Genomic DNA, 16570 nt, shown 5'->3' on the forward strand with positions numbered 1-16570 from the left:
TACCATGGACACCCAACGTTCCGTAGCCCTTGTTACCGGCGCCTCGCGCGGCATAGGCGCGGCCATCGCCCGCCGCCTGGCTCGCGACGGCTACACCGTCATCGTCAATTATTCCGGCAGTGCCGGCGCGGCGGAAACCCTGGTTGCCGAGATCGAGCGCGACGGCGGCCACGCCATTACCGCGCAAGCCGACGTCAGCGATGCCGCCGCCGTGGCGCGCATGTTCGACGCCGCCGAAGCGGCTTACGGCGGCGTCGACGTGCTGGTCAACAATGCCGGCATCATGCGGCTGGCCAAGCTGGCCGACAGCGACGACGCGCTGTTCGACAGCCAGATAGCCGTGAACCTGAAGGGCACCTTCAATACGCTGCGCGAGGCCGCGCGCCGCCTGCGCGATGGGGGCCGCATCATCAACATGTCGACCAGCGTGGTGGGGCTATACCTGCCGACTTATGCGGTGTATGCCGCCACCAAGGCAGGCGTCGAGGCCATGACGCACATCCTGACCAAGGAACTGCGGGGCCGCCGCATCACGGTCAATACAGTGGCGCCCGGTCCGACCGCCACATCTTTGTTCCTGGACGGCAAGCCGCAGGAAGTGGTGGACCACCTGGCCAAGGCGGCGCCGCTGGAACGCCTGGGCCAGCCCGAAGATATCGCCAGCGCCGTGGCGTTCCTGGCGGGCCCGGATGGCGCCTGGATCAACGGCCAGACGCTGCGCGCCAATGGCGGCATCATCTGACCGGCTCGCCGGTTCGCGCTGGATCGCGCAGGGCCACCGCGGTGGCGGCGGCCAGCAGCGCGGCCAGCGCCACGATCAGCGCGGCCGCCTGCCAACCGTAGGCGTCGATGGCCCGGCCCACTGCCACGGGGCCGACGATCTGGCCCAGGTTGTTGCCTTGCATGACCAGGCCCAGCACGACGGGCGTCAGGCTGGCCGCCGGTGCCGCCAGCGGCGCGCCGGACAGCAGCGTGGCCGGGACCAGTCCGCCCACGGCCGAGAACACGACGCACAGCACGAAGGTGCCTGTGTCCGGCAGCAGCGGCAGGAAGATGCCCAGCCCCGCTGCGCCCATGGCCAGGCTGGCCGCGCCCAGCAGCACAGGCCGAGTCATGCCGCGCGACAGCAGGTAGCCCGCCGCCAGGTTGCCCACGATGTTGGCGGCACATGCCAGCGCGCTCAGCAGGCCGGCGGTGCGCAGGGTGGTTTCCATGCGTTCCATCAGCAGCACGGGCAGGAAGCTGAACAAGGCAAAGAACATCAAGCTGTAGAAGGCGAAGGCGACAGCCAGCAATACCGGGCCGCGCGCGCTGATGACGCGGGCGGCATCGCGGCGCATGCCGTGCCAATCCCAGGCCTTGCGCGCGCCGCTGCCCGGCACGGCGGCCCATACCGCCAGCGCAGCCAGCAAGGCCAGCGCGCAGCTTGCCCACCACATGGGCCGCCAGCCATCGAACAGCGGCCCGGCCAGCATGGCGATTGCCATGCCGGCCGGCATGAAGCAGCTCCATAGCGAGAAGGCCGTATCGCGATCGCCTTGCTGCACCACGTCGTGTCGTTGCAGCACCGAAGGGGCCGCCACCGTAATGAACAAGAAACCCGCGCCTTCGAGCACGCGCGAGGCCAGCAGCCAGGAATAGGCCGGGCTGGCGGCGCCCAGCGCGGCGCCGGCGGCCGTGGCCAGCAAGCCGGCGGCAAGCATGCGGCGGCTGCCGAAGTTACCGACGATGGCGCCGGTCGGGATGCCCCCGACCACCCCCAGGATGGCGAAGATCCCCGTCAACCAGCCCAGGGCATCCAGGTTCAGGCCCAGGTCGGACTGCAGTATGGGCCCGGCAATGGCCGCCTTGCCCACTTGCAGCGCGGCAACGACGCCGCAGGCGACGATCACGGCTACGGTGGCCCATTTTGTTGGCGAAGCGGAGGCTGGCGACGGGTTCATGGCATAGGGGAAGGACACGTACCATCGAATACTAGCGACGGCTGCCGAGCAGCAGAAGTGAGATAATTCAGATAGTTTTGATCACAAAAAACGATCATGCTCGATGCCCTGACGCTGGATCAGATTCGTACTTTCGTGGCGGTGGCCGAGCTCGGCAGCTTTCGCGCGGGCGCCGGCAAACTCAGGCGCGTGCAATCGGGCGTGAGCGCCAGCATCGCCAACCTGGAAGCGCAGTTGGGCATCGCATTGTTCGACCGGTCGGGCCATCGGCCGGTGCTGACTGCGCAGGGCCACGCGCTGTTGGTCAATGCGCGCGACATCCTGCTGCGGGTCGATGCCATGCGGGCGCGCGCACGCGGGTTTGGCGAGGGCGTCGAGCTGGAACTGGCGCTGGTGGTCGACACCTTGTTTCCTATCCATCAACTGGGCGCGGCGCTGGCGGAACTGCAGGCTGCCTATCCGTCGGTGGCGGTCCGGCTGGATATCGAACCCATGGGGGGCCCTTTGCAGGCGCTGCTCGACCAGCGCTGCACACTGGCGATCATGGTGGGGGAAGCGTTCCGCGATCCGCGCATCACTTTCGAGGCCCTGTCGGTGGTCGATCAGGTGGCGGTGGCGGCGGCAGGCCATCCGCTGGCGGAGCACGCCGGCCAGCACCGCATCGGCGCGGCCGAACTGGCCGACCATGTGCAGATCGTGCTGGCCGACCCCACGCCGCATTCCAGGGGCCGCGATTTTGGCGTGATGTCGCCGCGCACGTATCGCGTCAACAGCCAGGATGCCAAGCATGCATTGATCCTGGCGGGCGTGGGCTGGGGGCGGCTGCCGGCATGGCAGGTGCAGCGCGACCTGGACGAGGCGCGGCTGGTCAAGGTGCGCACGCCGGCGCTGGGCCGCAATAGCGCCGTGGCCTCGGAAATTTATCTGGCTTACCGGCTGGACGCCGCGCTGGGGCCTGCCGCGCGCAGCCTGGCGGCCACGCTGAAGCACCTGTGCGCGCGCTGAATCAGCTTTCGACCATGCCGCGGCCGGCGGATTCAGGTGATATTGGCCTTGATGGGGGCTTGCCTGGCCGGGGCGCGGTCGACAGGCGGGCGCTCATCCAGGACTTGGCGCTTCAGCTTGGCAAGCAGGCGGCTTGCCTCGCGGTTCGAGTCGCCGATGACCTCGGCCAATTTCGCAATGGTGTAGGCGATTGTCTCGTGGCGATAGCTGTCCATGATGGTTCTTCTTAGGTGGACTGGATTGACAAAGTGCTGAAATATACGCCGATGGGCGGATGCCTGAATCGGCAAATAAGCCAGGAAAGCCGGCCTAGAAAGTGTATTCGGCGCGGCAGCGGGCGCATTATCACGATGTGACTTGGCGTGAAGCCAAAAAATTGTCTAGTATCAAGCGCTGGGTGCATTCATTCGAATAATCAATGGCAATCAAGGCCGTGGGCGCTCTGGTGTCGCCGGCCAAGGAGACAAACATGCAAGGTATCAGGCGCTTTCTCGTGTCGTTCGCCTTATCGTTGGCGGCTGTGCCGCTGGCGGCCCATGCCGAGCCGGCCAAAGTCATGGCCCCCGGCGGCCCGGGCGGCGGATACGACGCCGCGGCGCGCGTGCCCTTGCAAGTCATGCAAGAGGCCGGCATCTTCACCGACGGCTTCCAGGTCACCAACAAGGGCGGGGCGGGCGGCACCATCGGCCTGGCCGAGTTCATCAATACCAGCAAGAACGACGACAACGCCATCATGTCGATGGGGGCCATCCTGATCGGCGGCATCATCCTGAACAAATCGCCGGTCTCGCTCGACACGGTCACGCCGCTGGTTCGCCTGACCGATGACGCCGACGTGCTGGCCGTGCCGATGGATTCACCCATCAAGACGGTCGATGACGTGATCGCCGCGCTGCGCAAGAACCCTGGCGCCTTGCCCATCGGCGGCGGTTCGGTGGGGGGCGTCGACCAGGTGGCGGCGGGGCTGATCGCCAAGGCGGCCGGCGTCGAACCCAGCAAGCTGAACTACATTCCCTATCCCAGCGGGGCCGAACTGGTGCCGCTCCTGGTCAGCGGCCAACTCAAGCTGGCGCTGTCGGGCCTGTCCGAATTCAAGCCCTATGCCGACCAGAAGCGCCTGCGCATCATCGCGGTCACTTCCGCCGAGCGCCTGCCGGGCGTGGATGCACCCACCCTGAAAGAGTCCGGGGTGGATGTGGTCATCGGCAACTGGCGCGGCATCATCGGCGCACCCGGCATGACCAAGGAAGGGCGCGACATGTGGCTGGACCGCTTCCAGAAGATGCATGCCTCGCCGCAATGGAAAAAGAAGCTGGCCGACCAGGGCTGGTCCGATGCCTACCTGGCGGGCGACGATTTCGCCAAGTTCCTGGACGAGGAAAAAGTCCGCCAGGAACAGGTATTGAAGGACCTGGGCCTGGTCAAGTAACCCCCGGGCACAGGAGACACCGCCATGTCTGCAATACCGCAGCGCCGCCGTCCATGGTGGCTGGGCCTGGCCGTGATCGCCATCGGGGCGGTCTGGCTGCAACAGGGATACGGCTTGCCCAAGACGGGCGGCTATGCGGGCGTGGGGCCCGGCGATTTCGTCATGCTGGTGGGGGCGGTGCTGATCGTGCTGGGCCTGGTCTTGCTGGCGCAGATCGCGCGCGGCGATTCCTTCGACCCGCAAGAAGCCGAAAGTGCGGAAGCCGGCGCACGGCCTTCACGCAAGGCATTTGCCTTTGCGGCGGCGGGCGCGGCCATTCCCCTGCTGACCATGCGGCCGCTGGGCTTTCCTTTGACGGCCATGCTGGCGTTCGCGCTGGTCACCCATGCTTTCGGTTCGCGCCGCGTGCTGCTGGACTGCGCCATCGGCCTGGCGCTGGGCGTCATCTGCTGGCTGGGTTTTACGCGCCTGGGCGTGACGCTGGGCGGCGCGCTGCCGCTGGCGGGGTGGTGACATGGACGCCTTTCATTCCCTGATGGCCGGTTTCGGCGTGGCGCTGCAGCCGGCGCACTTGATGTGGGCGTTCGTGGGCTCGCTACTGGGCACCGCCATCGGCGTGCTGCCAGGCATCGGACCGGCACTGACCATCGCGCTGCTGCTGCCTGTCACCGTCAAGATCGCGCCCACCGCGGCTTTCATCATGTTCGCCGGAGTGCTGTACGGCGCCATGTATGGCGGGTCCACCACGTCCATCCTGCTGAACACCCCGGGTGAAAGCGGGTCGATGATGACCGCGCTCGAGGGCAACAAGATGGCGCGGACCGGGCGCGGCGCTGCCGCGCTGGCCACCGCCGCCATCGGCTCGTTCGTGGCGGGCACGCTGGCCACGCTGGCCCTGACCTTCCTGGCCCCGGCCATTGCCGAACTGGCCTTTGTGTTCGGGCCGGCCGACTATTTCGCGCTGATGCTGCTGGCTTTTACCTCGGTATCGGTCGTGCTGGGCACCTCGCGGGTGCGCGGGTTCATCGCGCTGTTCCTGGGGCTGGCGATGGGCGTGGTGGGCATCGACGGCCCATCGGGGCAGGCCCGCCTGGCATTCGGCTCGCCCGACCTGCTCGACGGCATCGATATCACGGTAGTGCTGGTGTCCTTGTTCGCCGTGGGCGAGATCCTGTATGTGGCCAGCCGCTATCGCAATGCGCCGCCGGCGGTCAATCCGCTGTCGGGCGGGCACTGGATGACCCGCCAGGATTGGCAGCGGTCATGGAAACCCTGGCTGCGCGGCACCTTGCTGGGTTTCCCCATCGGTGCGCTGCCGGCCGGCGGTTCCGAGGTGCCGACCTTCCTGTCCTATACCCTGGAACGCCGCTTGAGCAAGCACCGCGACGAATTCGGCAAGGGCGCCATCGAAGGGGTGGCCGGGCCCGAGGCGGCCAACAACTCGGCGGCTGCCGGCATCCTGGTGCCGCTCTTGACGCTGGGCCTGCCCACGTCCGCCACCGCCGCGGTATTGCTGGCGGCATTCCAGAGTTACGGCCTGCAGCCGGGCCCGTTCCTGTTCGTCAACAGCGCCGACCTGGTATGGGGCCTGATCGCATCGCTGTACGTGGGCAACCTGATGCTGCTGGTCCTGAACCTGCCGCTGGTGGGGCTGTGGGTGCGGCTGCTGCTGATTCCGCGGCCATACCTGTATGCGGGCATCCTGGTGTTCGCCATGGTGGGCATCTGGGGCGTGGGCACGTCGTGGATGGACCTGCTGCTGATGTTCGTGATCGGCCTGGTGGGCTATGTCATGCGCGTCTACGATTTTCCCATCGCACCGGTGCTGATCGGCCTGATCCTGGGGCCGATGGCCGAAACGCAGCTGCGCCGCGCGTTGTCCATCGGCGAAGGCAGCCCGGCCGTGCTGCTGTCGTCGCCGTTGTCGGTGACGCTGATCGTGCTGTCGCTGGCAGTGCTGTTCCTGCCGGGCCTGTTGCGCAAGCTGCGGGCCAACGCCTAGGTGATTGCATTCTTGTTGCCCGGCCCGGCCTTGCCCGGCCCGGGCGGCGCGCGCCGTCAGGTGCGCTTGGAATGCGCGGGTGTCACCACCATGAGCAGACGGGCCGGCGTCTTGCCTACATTGCGGCCCATGTGCGGCTTGCTGCAATTGAAATGCACGCAGTCGCCTGCTTTCATCACGAACGCATGGTCGGCAATCTGGAATTCAATCGTGCCTTCCAGCAGGTAAAGCACTTCCTCGCCCTCGTGCGTCAGCAGCTTGGGTTTCATTTTCCCGTCGGGCGGGAAACTGAGCTCGAATGCGCTCATTTGCTGGTCGGGCAGGTCGCCGCTGGACAAGCGGTAGGTGTAGCCATGCGCGGTCAGGGCGGGGGTGTCGGCCCGTTCGTTGGCGCGGTACAGCACATAGTCGGGGCTGGCAGCCTCGGGCTCTTCGAAGAAATCGCGCAGCGGAATATCCAGATGGGTCGCGATGGCGATCAGGTTCGAGATCGACGCGCTGGCCTCGCCGCGTTCCAGGCGCGACAGGAAGCCCGCGGACAGGCCGGTTTCCTGGCTTAGCCCTTCCAGGGTGATGCGATGTGTCTGCCTGGCCTTGCGGATGCGCGCGCCCAGCTGGCGCGCCACGAACTCGATGCGCTCGTTGACTTTTTTGTTCATGGGTCCTGAGGTTCATGAAGGCCCGGCGTGCAGATATCCGGCTGCTCATTGTAGTGGCGCGGATCGAAAAAAGGCCTCTACGCTGCGCAGTCCCCGCGGGGCGCTTTCTGCCGTGGGGTGGCCCGGCGGCAAAGACAGGGCGGTCGCCGTCCAGGCGCGAACAGCCATTGCATATGGGCGCGAACTGGATATAATTTGCCTTAGGTGCAAAAAAATTTGCATCCCAAGCAAATATGACGCCGGCCGGAACAGGCTGGCGCAAGAGAGAGACACCATGAAAACTCACGTTAGCACGCTTGCGCGTGCCGGGACGGCGTGCTGGGGCAGGGCATATCGCCTGCTGCTGGCGATGCTTGTCGCCCCTACCGCCGTCATGATGGCTCCGGCCGTAGCGTCGGGCATTTCCGGCGACATCGTCAAGATCGGCATCCTGAATGACCAATCGGGCACTTATGCCGACCTGGCCGGGCCCGGCTCGGTAGAGGCCGCCAGGATGGCCATCGAGGAAATGGGCGGCACGGTCGCCGGCAAGAAAATCGAGCTGGTGGCGGGCAATCACCAGAACCGGGCCGACATCGGCGCCGGCATTGCGCGCAGCTGGTTCGACCAAGAAGGTGTCGATGCCATCGCGGATTTTTCCAATTCGTCGGTGGGGTTCGCCGTGCAGGCCCTGGCTGGCGAGCGCGGCAAGGTGACCTTGGTGGCCGCGGCGTCGCCGGGTTTTACCGGCAAGGCCTGCACCGCCACCTCGGCGCAATGGGTCTACAACAGCCACACCAATGGCTACGGCCTGGCCAAGGTCCTGACTGAGCAGGGCAATAAAAGCTGGTTCCTGCTGACCGTGGACTACGCGTTCGGCCATGCCTTCGCCTCGGATATCCGCCGGGCGGTGCAGGACGGCGGGGGCACGGTTGCCGGCGAAGTGCGGCATCCGCTGAATACGGCCGACATGAGTTCGTTCTTGTTGCAGGCGCAGGCTTCCAAGGCCTCGATCATCGCCCTGGCCAGCGCTGGCAGCGATATGACCACCGCCATCAAGCAGGCCGGCGAGTTCGGCATCACCCCCGGGCAGGCCCTGGCCGCGCCGGCGGTTTTCCTGACCGATATCCATGGCATGGGCTTGCAGGCCGCCCAGGGCCTGCAGTTCGTCACGGCCTTCTATTGGAACCGCACACCCGAGACGCGCGCCTGGTCGCAGAAGTTCTTCGCGCGTCATGGCGCGATGCCGACCATGACGCAGGCGGGCGTGTATTCGGCCGTGCTGCATTACCTGCGCGCCGTGAAGGCTGCCGGCACGGACGACGGCAAGGCCGTGATGGCCAAAATGCGGGAAATGCCGGTGCGCGACATCTTCGCCGCCGACGGCCAGTTGCGCCCGGATGGCCAGATGGTGCACGACATGTACCTGGTGCGGGTCAAGTCGCCCCAAGCATCGAAAGAGCCTTGGGATTACTACGACATTCTCCAGACCATTCCCGGCGAGCAGATTTTCAAGCCGCTGTCGGACAGCGAGTGTCCCCTAGTCAAACATTGATGCCAGCCCAAGGAGATCACCATGACCGCGACCCAAGACGTCAAGAAAGATCCGCCGCCCCGTATTCGCCACATCGATGAAATGGAGTGGGAGACCATCCGTTGGCCGGGCGAAACCGGAAAAATGCTGTTCCACCCCACGCCCGAGGAACCTACCGTACCCAACGCGGGGCTGCTGCGCCTGGATCCCGGTTCGCACCACCCCTGGCATCGCCACGACTTTGCCCAGGTCTGGTACATACTGGAAGGCGAATTCACGATCGGGGGCAAGCGTTGCGGCCCGGGCACCATGCTGTGCCATGGCGACCCGCATGCCGAAGAGGAATTGCGCACCGAGACGGGCGGCCTGATAGTCATCGTGCAGTATCCCGGCCCCAGCACCGGCGGCCGTCCGATCTACGACAAGCGGTTCAACATGAGCCAGCGCATCGAAGTGGCGCGCGAGCGCACGGACGTGTAATGCCATGGCGCTGATCAACTACTTGACGCAAGTCCAGTTCGGCTACGGCGCCCTGGATACGCTTGCCCAGGAGTGCCAGCGGCTGGGAATCCGGGCGCCGCTGGTTGTGACCGATGCCGGCGTCAGGGCGGCCGGGCTGGTCGATCGCGTGCTGCGGCAACTGGACGGCGCGGCTGGCGTGGCCGTATACGATGCCACGCCACCGAATCCCAACGAGGCGGCGCTGCGCGACGCGACGGCCCGCTATCGCGAAGGCGGGCACGATGGGGTGATTGCCGTGGGCGGGGGCTCGTCCATCGATCTGGGCAAGGGCGTGACCCTGTGCGGTACGCACGATGGCCCCTTGAAGACCTATGCGGCGATCGAAGGCGGGGCGGCGCGCATCACGGCGCGGGTCGCGCCGCTGATCGCCATTCCCACCACGGCGGGCACCGGCAGCGAGGTGGGGCGGGGCGCCATTCTTATCCTGGACGATGGGCGCAAGGTGGGGGTGCTTTCGCCGCACCTGATTCCCAAGGCGGCCATCTGCGATCCCGAATTGACCCTGGGCCTGCCAGCCGGCATGACGGCCGCCACGGGCATGGATGCCATCGCGCACTGCATCGAGACCTTCCTGTCGCCGGCATTCAACCCCCCGGCCGATGGTATTGCGCTGGACGGCTTGCGGCGCGGCTGGACTTGCATCGAGCGGGCCACCACCGACCCGGGCGACCGCGACGCCCGCCTGAACATGATGAGCGCCTCGATGCAGGGTGCGCTGGCATTCCAGAAAGGCCTGGGCTGCGTGCACAGCCTGAGCCATGCGCTGGGCGGCATCGACCCGCGCTTGCATCATGGCACGCTGAACGCCATCTTCCTGCCGGCCGTGGTGGCGTTCAACAGCAGCGCCGAGTCGGTGCGGGCCGACGGCAAGCTTGCGCGGCTGGCGCAGGCCATGAACTTGCCTGGCGCCGGCGACGTGGTGCCGGCGCTCAAGGCCATGTGCGCGCGGCTGGATTTGCCGGCCGGCCTGGGGCGGTTGGGCGTTGGCGCAGGCCTGTTTCCCCGCATCGTCGCGGGCGCCCTGGCCGACCACAGCCACAAGAGCAACCCGCGCGAGGCGTCGGCGCAAGACTATGAAGACCTGCTGCGGGCCTCGATGTAGGCGGCTGCATTTCCGGGCCTGGCGCGAAGCCGCCGTCAGCGTCCCAGTGCCGCTTCGATGGCCGCCAGGTCGGTCTGCAGCTGGATGCGCATGGCCTTGAGCAACTGCCGGGCGTTTTCCGACAGCGGCATGCCAGGGCGGAACACCAGCAGGCAGGTGAAGCTGATATCGAAGGCCAGGCGCTTGAGTTTCAGTCCGCGCGACAGATAGTCCAGCGCCATGATGGGATGCACGACACCCATGCCGACACCGTGCAGCGCGAACTCGCAGATCGAATTCGAGTAAGGCGTTTCCAGAATGGGGCGCAGTGCCTGGCCGCGTTCGGCCAGTGCGGCCTGCAGGCGCCGCCGGCTGGCGTCTTCGGGGTTGAGCGCGATGAAAGGATGGGCCATCAGGTCTTCGGGCTGGATCAGGGGCTTGCGCGCCAGCGGGTGTTGCGCGTGCATCGCCACCACGCCCGGCACGCGCAGGAACTCGGAATGTTCCAGCCCCGCCACTGACAGCTCGTCGGCCATCAGCCCGAAATCCAGTTGGCCCGCCGACACCTGCTGCAGCACCTCGCGCGAGCTCATGATCTGGAACGACATCTGGATGCGCCGCGAGTCCAGCCCGAACGCCGCGATGGCGCGCGGCATGAAGCCAGTGCCCAGCGCCGGCAGCGCGCCTATGGCCAATCGCCCCAGGCCGAACGATTTCAGGCTGCGCACCCGGTGTTCGATGATCTCGAAGCCGGCGAAATAGCGATCTACTTCCACCATCAGCGCCTGGGCTTCCTGGGTGGGCACCAGGCGCCGGCGCACCCGCTCGAACAAGCGCAACTCGGATGACTGTTCCAGCTTGCGGATCGACTGGCTGACGGCCGGCTGCGAGATACCCAGCAGGGCGGCGGCTTTGCTGGTTGTGCCCGCTTGCATCACGGCGCGGAAAACCTGGATATCGCGCATTTCCATATATAAGTCCTGCTTATCAACTTACTTATTTGAATTGTTGATGTTATAGCGCGGATATTCAACACTTGCCTCACCCGCAGTCTCAACTTTGAAGTGGTGTACAAAACATGCCTTCTACTCCTGAAATGGACAGAAAGTTCGGCAGCCTGTCGCCCGCCGTGTGGCGCGCCTCGACTGTCGTGTTCGACTCGCTGGACGAGTTCGTGCAGCGCAAGCAGCGCCAGCCCGACGGCTTCAGCTACGGCATCACGGGCACGCCCACCGCGCGCCTGCTGGAAGCGCGCATCGCGCAACTGGAAGGCGGCCGCCATTGCGTGCTGGCGCCGTCGGGGGCGGCGGCCCTGATGACCACCGTCATGGGATTCGTGCGCGGCGGCGACCACTTGCTGGTGTCGGCCGCCTGCTACGGGTCGCTGAAGACCTTCGCCGAGCATTGGCTGGCGCGACTGGGCGTCGAGGTCGAACTGTACGACCCCTGCATCGGCGCCGGCATCGAGGCGCTGATCCGCCCGGCCACCCGCCTGGTGTGCATCGAGGCGCCGGGCACCGTCACCATGGAAATGGCCGATGTGCCCGCCATTGCCGAGGTCGCGCGGCGGCGTGGCGTGCTGACCATGATGGACAACACCTGGGCCAGCCCATTGGGCTTCCGGCCGTTGGAGCACGGCATCGATTTCAGCGTCGAGGCGGCCACCAAGTTCTTCGCCGGCCATTCCGATGTGCTGATGGGGTCGATCAGCATGAACGACGCCGGCCACTACGCCGTCTTGCGCGAAACCCAGAGCATCCTGGGCCAGCAGGTCAGCCCCGATGATTGCTTCCTGGTGCTGCGCGGCCTGGAAACGCTGCAGTTGCGTGTACAGGCGCAAAGCGCCGCCACGCAGGCGATCACGCAATGGCTGGCGGGCCAGCCATTGGTCGAACGCCTGCTGTACCCGCCGCTTGCATCCGACCCGGGCCACGCGCGCTGGAAGCGCGACTTCCGCACCCATGGCTGCCTGTTCTCGATGATCCTGGCGCCGGCGCCCGAGCAGGCTTTCCATGCTTTCTTCGATTCGCTGCAGCACTTCGCCATTGGCGCCAGCTGGGGCGGCGTGCATAGCCTGGCCGCGTATTACCCGGCGGCTTTGCAGGCGGGGCGCGCCTTCTCGGCCACCGACCGGCCCGTGGTGCGCCTGTCCATCGGCCTGGAAGACGCGCAAAGCCTGAAAGACGACCTGCAGGCGGCCCTGGCCGCGTTCCAGGCCGCGCGCAACTGAAATCCATCGGGCTGCCCCATGGCGGCCCGATGCCAAGTGCCTGAAGGCACGTCGATATGCAAGGGGAATTGCAATGCGCTTACGTCACAAGTTTTCCACCGTGTTCATGCCCGCCGTGATGGCGTGGGCCGTCACTGCCGGTGTGCAGGCGCAGGCGCCGCAGCCGGACACTCCGGCCTCGCCGGTATCGCCCGCCGTGGCAAGCAGCGATAGCCCGACGGTCAACCAGATCCGCAGCCGCGGGTATTTGATCTGCGGCTCGGGCCACGGCACCACGGGCTTCTCGGCGCCCGACAAGAACGGCCACTGGAAGGGGTTGGATGCCGATACCTGCCGCGCCATCGCGATCGCCGTGCTGGGCGATCCGGACAAGACCCGCTTCGTGCCGCTGACCGGCCAGCAGCGCCTGACCGCGCTGCAGACCGGGCAGATCGACGTGTTGCCGCGCACCACCTCGTGGACCCTGCGCCGCGACGCCAACGGCATCAATTTCACCTATCCCAATTATTACGAATACGACGCCTTCATGGTGCGCAAGGAACTGGGCATCACGCGCACGCAGGACATGACGGGCGCGACAATCTGCGTGCAGACCGGGTCGACCAACGAGGTCACCGTGGCCGACCTGTCGCGCAAGTTCAACCTGGGCCTGAAGACCGTGCTGTTCGACAACACCGCGGCCTCGCGCCAGGCATTCTTCTCGGGGCGCTGCGACGGGCTGATCACCGACGCGTCGGCGCTGGCCGCGGTGCGTGCCACACAGACGCAGAATCCGGCCGACTACGTCATTTTCCCCGCCAGCGGTAATAGCGAAGCCTTGACGCCCGCCGTGCGCCATGGCGACGACCGCTGGTTCGATATCGTGAAGTTCGTCGTGCAGGCGCCGATCGCCGCCGAGTACATGGGGATCACGCAGGCCAATGTAGACCAGATGCTGAAGTCCACCGACCCGCGCATTGCGCGCTTCCTGGGCACCGAGCCGGGCAATGGCAAGGCGCTGGGGCTGGATGAGCGCTGGGCGTACAACATCGTCAAGCAACTGGGCAACTACGGCGAGATGTTCGAGCGCAATGTGGGCCAGGGCAGCCCGCTGAAGCTCGAGCGCGGCCTGAACCGGCTTTATAGCGACGGCGGCCTGATGTATCCCTACGTGTTCAACTGAAGGCGCGCCATGTTCAGATCCCTGTGGTTCGACGGGCGGCTGCGCGCCGTGCTCGCGCAGGTCTTGATCGCCTGCGGGTTCGCGGGCGTGGTCGGCTGGCTGTTCTGGAACGCCCGCCACAACCTGATGCAGCGCGGCATCGCGATGGGCTTCGATTTCCTGGGCGAGGCGGCGCGCTTTCCCATTTCTGAGCACCTGCTGGCCTATCAGCCCACCGATTCGTACGGCCGGGCGTTTGCGGTGGGGCTTGCCAATACCCTGTATATCTCGCTGCTGGTGATCGTGGTGTCGACCGTGCTGGGTTTCCTGCTGGCGCTGGCCAGGCGCAGCCGGCATCCGCTGGTGGCGGCTGCCGCCACGGTTTACCTGGAAGCGATCCGCAATACGCCGCTGGTGGTGCAATTGCTGTTCTGGTACAGCGTGGTCACCCTGAACCTGCCCGCGCCGCGCCAGGCGCTGGAGCCGTTGCCGGGGGTGTTCCTGTCGGTGCGCGGCCTGTTCTTTCCCAGCGTGTCCTGGACCGGCGACCTGGTGCCGCTGGCCTGGGCGGCGGGGGCAGCCGTCGTGCTGCTGGGCGCGCGCTTCGTATATAAGCGGCGGCACCGCGCCGCCGGCGCGCGCGGGTGGCCATGGCTGGCGCTGGCGGCCGGCCTGCTGCTGTGGGGCGCATGGCAAGGGCAGGTGGGGTTGCAGTCCCAGGCGCCCGTGCTGCGCGGCCTGAACTTCCTGGGCGGTGCCTCGTTCACGCCCGAATTCTCGGCGCTGTTGCTGGGCCTGACGCTGTACTCCGCCGCGTTTTCGGGTGAAATCATCCGCAGCGGCATTGCCGCCGTGCCGCGCGGGCAGTGGGAAGCCGCGCGCTCACTGGGCCTGCGGCCCTGGACCACCCTGCGCTGGGTCGTGGTGCCGCAGGCCCTGCGCATCATCGTGCCACCCATGACCAGCCAGTATCTGTCTATCATCAAGAACACCACGCTTGCCCTGGCGGTGGGCTATCCCGATCTGTCGTTCGTGATCACCACCACCATCAACCAGACCGGGCAGGCAATCGAGGGTATCGCGATCCTGATGGCCGTGTACCTGAGCATCAGCCTGAGCGTGTCGCTGTTCATGAACTTGTACAACCGCCGCATCAACCGGACGCAACGGCCATGACCAGCGCCATCCAGGCCATTCCCCCCGAGGCCGCCGCGCCGGCCGCGCCTTGTCCGCCGCGCGATCCGCGCGACACACTGTGGCATCGCCTGTTCGGCAATGCGTTGAGCGCGGTGGCCACGGTGGCCACCCTGGCACTGGCGGTCACGGCGGCCGGCCGGGCGATCGACTGGGCCTTCCTGGCCTCGGTGTGGCCGGGCGGCACGGGTGCGCAATGCCGCGAGGCATCCGGCGCATGCTGGGCTTTCCTGGCCGACAAGCTGCGCCAGATCGTGTTCGGCATCTATCCGCCTGGCGAGCAATGGCGGCCTACCGTCGTGTGCCTGTTCATACTGGGCATGACGGCCTATAGCCTGGACCCGCGCCACTGGCGGCGCGCCACCGCCTTGCTGTGGCTGGCGGGCATGGCCGGCTGCCTGCTGCTGATGCGGGGCGGCTACCTGGGCCTGGCGCTGGTGCCCACTTCATCGTGGGGCGGCTTGCCGGTGACCTTGCTGCTGGCCGTATGCGCGCTGGGCGTGGGACTGCCGCTGGGGGTGCTGCTGGCGCTGGGCCGCCGCAGCAGCCTGCCGGTGGCCCGTACATTGGCTATCGGCGTCATCGAGCTGATCCGCGGCCTGCCTTTGGTCAGCCTGTTGTTCATGGCCTCTATCGTGCTGCCCATCATGTTGCCGGCCGGCATGACCATCGACAGCCTGTTGCGCGCCGGCGTGGCATTGACGATATTCTCGGCCGCCTACCTGGCCGAAGTGGTGCGCGGCGGCCTGCAGTCCATTCCGCCCGGCCAGCAAGAGGCCTCGCGCGCGCTGGGGCTGTCGTGGTGGCAGATGACCCGCCTGGTCGTGCTGCCGCAGGCCCTGCGCTGCGTGATCGCGCCCCTGACCAACACGGCCATTGTCATGATCAAGAACACCAGCCTGGTACTGATCGTGGGCTTGTTCGACCTGCTCAGCTCCGGCCGCGCCGCCCTGACCGACCCGGCCTGGCCCACGCCCTATGCCGAAACCTATTTGTTCATCGCGGCCATTTATTTCTTGATCTGCTTCAGCCTGTCGCGCTATTCGATGTGGCTGGAGCGTCGATACCAACAAGGGGATGCACCATGACATCGACCCGCACCGGCGATGCCGTGCGCATTGCAGGCATGCACAAGTGGTACGGCAGCTACCACGCCTTGCAAGACATAGACCTGCGCGTGGCGGCGGGCGAGCGGCTGGTGATCTGCGGCCCGTCGGGTTCCGGCAAATCGACGCTGATCCGCTGCATCAACCGCCTGGAACGCCACGAACAGGGCACCATCGCCGTCAATGGCGTGGAACTGACCGACGACCTGCGCGCCATCGACGAGGTACGCGCCGACGCCGGCATGGTGTTCCAGCACTTCAACCTGTTTCCGCACCTGACCGTGCTGGAAAACTGCATCCTGGCGCCCATGCGGGTACGCCGCCTGCCGCGCGCGCAGGCGGTCGAGAACGCCATGCGTTATCTCGAACGCGTGCGCATCCCCGAGCAGGCTGGCAAGTATCCCGGGCAATTGTCCGGCGGACAGCAACAGCGCGTGGCCATCGCCCGGTCGCTGTGCATGAGCCCGCGCGTAATGCTGTTCGACGAACCGACCTCGGCGCTGGATCCCGAAATGGTCAAGGAAGTGCTGGACACCATGTCATCGCTGGCGGACGAAGGCATGACCATGCTGTGCGTGACCCACGAAATGGGCTTTGCCCGCAACGTCGCCGATCGCGTGGTCTTCATGGACGGCGGCCGCATCCTGGAATCGGGCAAGCCCGCCGAGTTCTTCGACAACCCTCGCCACCCGCGCACGCGGGCCTTCCTGGAACGCATCCTGCATTGATGCGGCCGGATGCGCAC

Annotated in this window: 17 protein-coding genes; 13 read left to right on the top strand and 4 right to left on the bottom strand. The window is 66.5% G+C overall.

What is annotated here, in order from left to right:
- Window positions 1-4 precede the first annotated feature (4 nt).
- Window positions 5-742, top strand: a complete 738-nt coding sequence (locus KW845_RS00530) for an SDR family oxidoreductase (protein ID WP_218367246.1) — start codon at window positions 5-7, stop codon at window positions 740-742.
- Here the strand turns inward: KW845_RS00530 and KW845_RS00535 are convergent.
- On the bottom strand, window positions 735-1892 hold the full coding sequence (locus KW845_RS00535) for an MFS transporter (RefSeq protein ID WP_370628157.1): 1158 nt from the start codon (window positions 1890-1892) through the stop codon (window positions 735-737). The two genes, KW845_RS00530 and KW845_RS00535, sit on opposite strands and share 8 nt — an antisense overlap.
- Window positions 1893-2039: 147 nt before the next feature.
- Here KW845_RS00535 and KW845_RS00540 point away from each other — a divergent pair, with 147 nt between their 5' ends.
- Window positions 2040-2948 carry a LysR family transcriptional regulator gene (locus KW845_RS00540; protein ID WP_218367247.1) on the top strand — a complete coding sequence of 303 codons (909 nt, stop codon included), beginning with the start codon at window positions 2040-2042 and terminating at the stop codon, window positions 2946-2948.
- Between the two features lie 32 nt (window positions 2949-2980).
- On the opposite strand, the gene KW845_RS00545 is transcribed toward KW845_RS00540, so the two are convergent.
- On the bottom strand, window positions 2981-3163 hold the full coding sequence (locus tag KW845_RS00545; protein WP_218367248.1) for a hypothetical protein: 183 nt from the start codon (window positions 3161-3163) through the stop codon (window positions 2981-2983).
- Window positions 3164-3417: 254 nt separating this feature from the next.
- Here KW845_RS00545 and KW845_RS00550 point away from each other — a divergent pair, with 254 nt between their 5' ends.
- From KW845_RS00550 to KW845_RS00560, 3 genes are read left to right on the top strand one after another with little or no spacing between them, the layout of a single operon-like run.
- Window positions 3418-4377 (top strand): tripartite tricarboxylate transporter substrate binding protein, encoded by a 960-nt coding sequence (locus KW845_RS00550; RefSeq protein WP_218367249.1) that lies wholly within the window; start codon window positions 3418-3420, stop codon window positions 4375-4377.
- 24 nt (window positions 4378-4401) lie between these two features.
- Window positions 4402-4890 carry a tripartite tricarboxylate transporter TctB family protein gene (locus tag KW845_RS00555; RefSeq protein WP_218367250.1) on the top strand — a complete coding sequence of 163 codons (489 nt, stop codon included), beginning with the start codon at window positions 4402-4404 and terminating at the stop codon, window positions 4888-4890.
- Between the two features lies 1 nt (window position 4891).
- On the top strand, window positions 4892-6379 hold the full coding sequence (locus tag KW845_RS00560; RefSeq protein WP_218367251.1) for a tripartite tricarboxylate transporter permease: 1488 nt from the start codon (window positions 4892-4894) through the stop codon (window positions 6377-6379).
- A gap of 56 nt (window positions 6380-6435) precedes the next feature.
- Here the strand turns inward: KW845_RS00560 and KW845_RS00565 are convergent, their stop codons facing one another.
- Window positions 6436-7038, bottom strand: a complete 603-nt coding sequence (locus tag KW845_RS00565; RefSeq protein WP_218367252.1) for a helix-turn-helix domain-containing protein — start codon at window positions 7036-7038, stop codon at window positions 6436-6438.
- Between the two features lie 274 nt (window positions 7039-7312).
- Between KW845_RS00565 and KW845_RS00570 the strand changes: the two genes are divergently transcribed.
- Genes KW845_RS00570 through KW845_RS00580 form a run of 3 tightly spaced genes read left to right on the top strand, consistent with a single transcriptional unit; the run spans window position 7313 to window position 10175 of the window.
- A complete protein-coding gene (locus KW845_RS00570; RefSeq protein WP_370628158.1) occupies window positions 7313-8572 on the top strand; it encodes an ABC transporter substrate-binding protein in 1260 nt (419 codons plus the stop codon).
- A 21-nt stretch (window positions 8573-8593) separates the two neighbouring features.
- Window positions 8594-9031 (top strand): cupin domain-containing protein, encoded by a 438-nt coding sequence (locus KW845_RS00575; protein WP_218367253.1) that lies wholly within the window; start codon window positions 8594-8596, stop codon window positions 9029-9031.
- Between the two features lie 4 nt (window positions 9032-9035).
- Window positions 9036-10175, top strand: a complete 1140-nt coding sequence (locus tag KW845_RS00580; protein WP_218367254.1) for an iron-containing alcohol dehydrogenase — start codon at window positions 9036-9038, stop codon at window positions 10173-10175.
- 35 nt (window positions 10176-10210) lie between these two features.
- On the opposite strand, the gene KW845_RS00585 is transcribed toward KW845_RS00580, so the two are convergent.
- The gene (locus KW845_RS00585) at window positions 10211-11125 is read right to left on the bottom strand and encodes a LysR substrate-binding domain-containing protein (RefSeq protein ID WP_218367255.1); all 915 of its coding nucleotides are present in this window, start codon (window positions 11123-11125) and stop codon (window positions 10211-10213) included.
- 107 nt (window positions 11126-11232) lie between these two features.
- Here KW845_RS00585 and metC point away from each other — a divergent pair, with 107 nt between their 5' ends.
- From metC to KW845_RS00610, 5 genes are all read left to right on the top strand, one after another.
- Complete coding sequence (gene metC / locus KW845_RS00590) at window positions 11233-12384, top strand: cystathionine beta-lyase (protein ID WP_218367256.1); 1152 nt, start codon at window positions 11233-11235, stop codon at window positions 12382-12384.
- A gap of 73 nt (window positions 12385-12457) precedes the next feature.
- Window positions 12458-13546, top strand: coding sequence for an amino acid ABC transporter substrate-binding protein (locus KW845_RS00595; RefSeq protein ID WP_255592274.1), 1089 nt, complete (start codon window positions 12458-12460; stop codon window positions 13544-13546).
- Window positions 13547-13555: 9 nt separating this feature from the next.
- On the top strand, window positions 13556-14701 hold the full coding sequence (locus tag KW845_RS00600) for an amino acid ABC transporter permease (protein WP_218367257.1): 1146 nt from the start codon (window positions 13556-13558) through the stop codon (window positions 14699-14701).
- Window positions 14698-15807 (top strand): amino acid ABC transporter permease, encoded by a 1110-nt coding sequence (locus tag KW845_RS00605; RefSeq protein WP_218367258.1) that lies wholly within the window; start codon window positions 14698-14700, stop codon window positions 15805-15807. Before KW845_RS00600 ends, KW845_RS00605 begins: the two co-directional genes overlap by 4 nt.
- Window positions 15804-16553, top strand: a complete 750-nt coding sequence (locus tag KW845_RS00610) for an amino acid ABC transporter ATP-binding protein (RefSeq protein ID WP_218367259.1) — start codon at window positions 15804-15806, stop codon at window positions 16551-16553. Before KW845_RS00605 ends, KW845_RS00610 begins: the two co-directional genes overlap by 4 nt.
- Window positions 16554-16570 lie beyond the last annotated feature (17 nt).

Origin of the sequence: Bordetella sp. BOR01, from assembly GCF_019218885.1 — a bacterium.
GTDB lineage: Bacteria > Pseudomonadota > Gammaproteobacteria > Burkholderiales > Burkholderiaceae_B > Bordetella_A.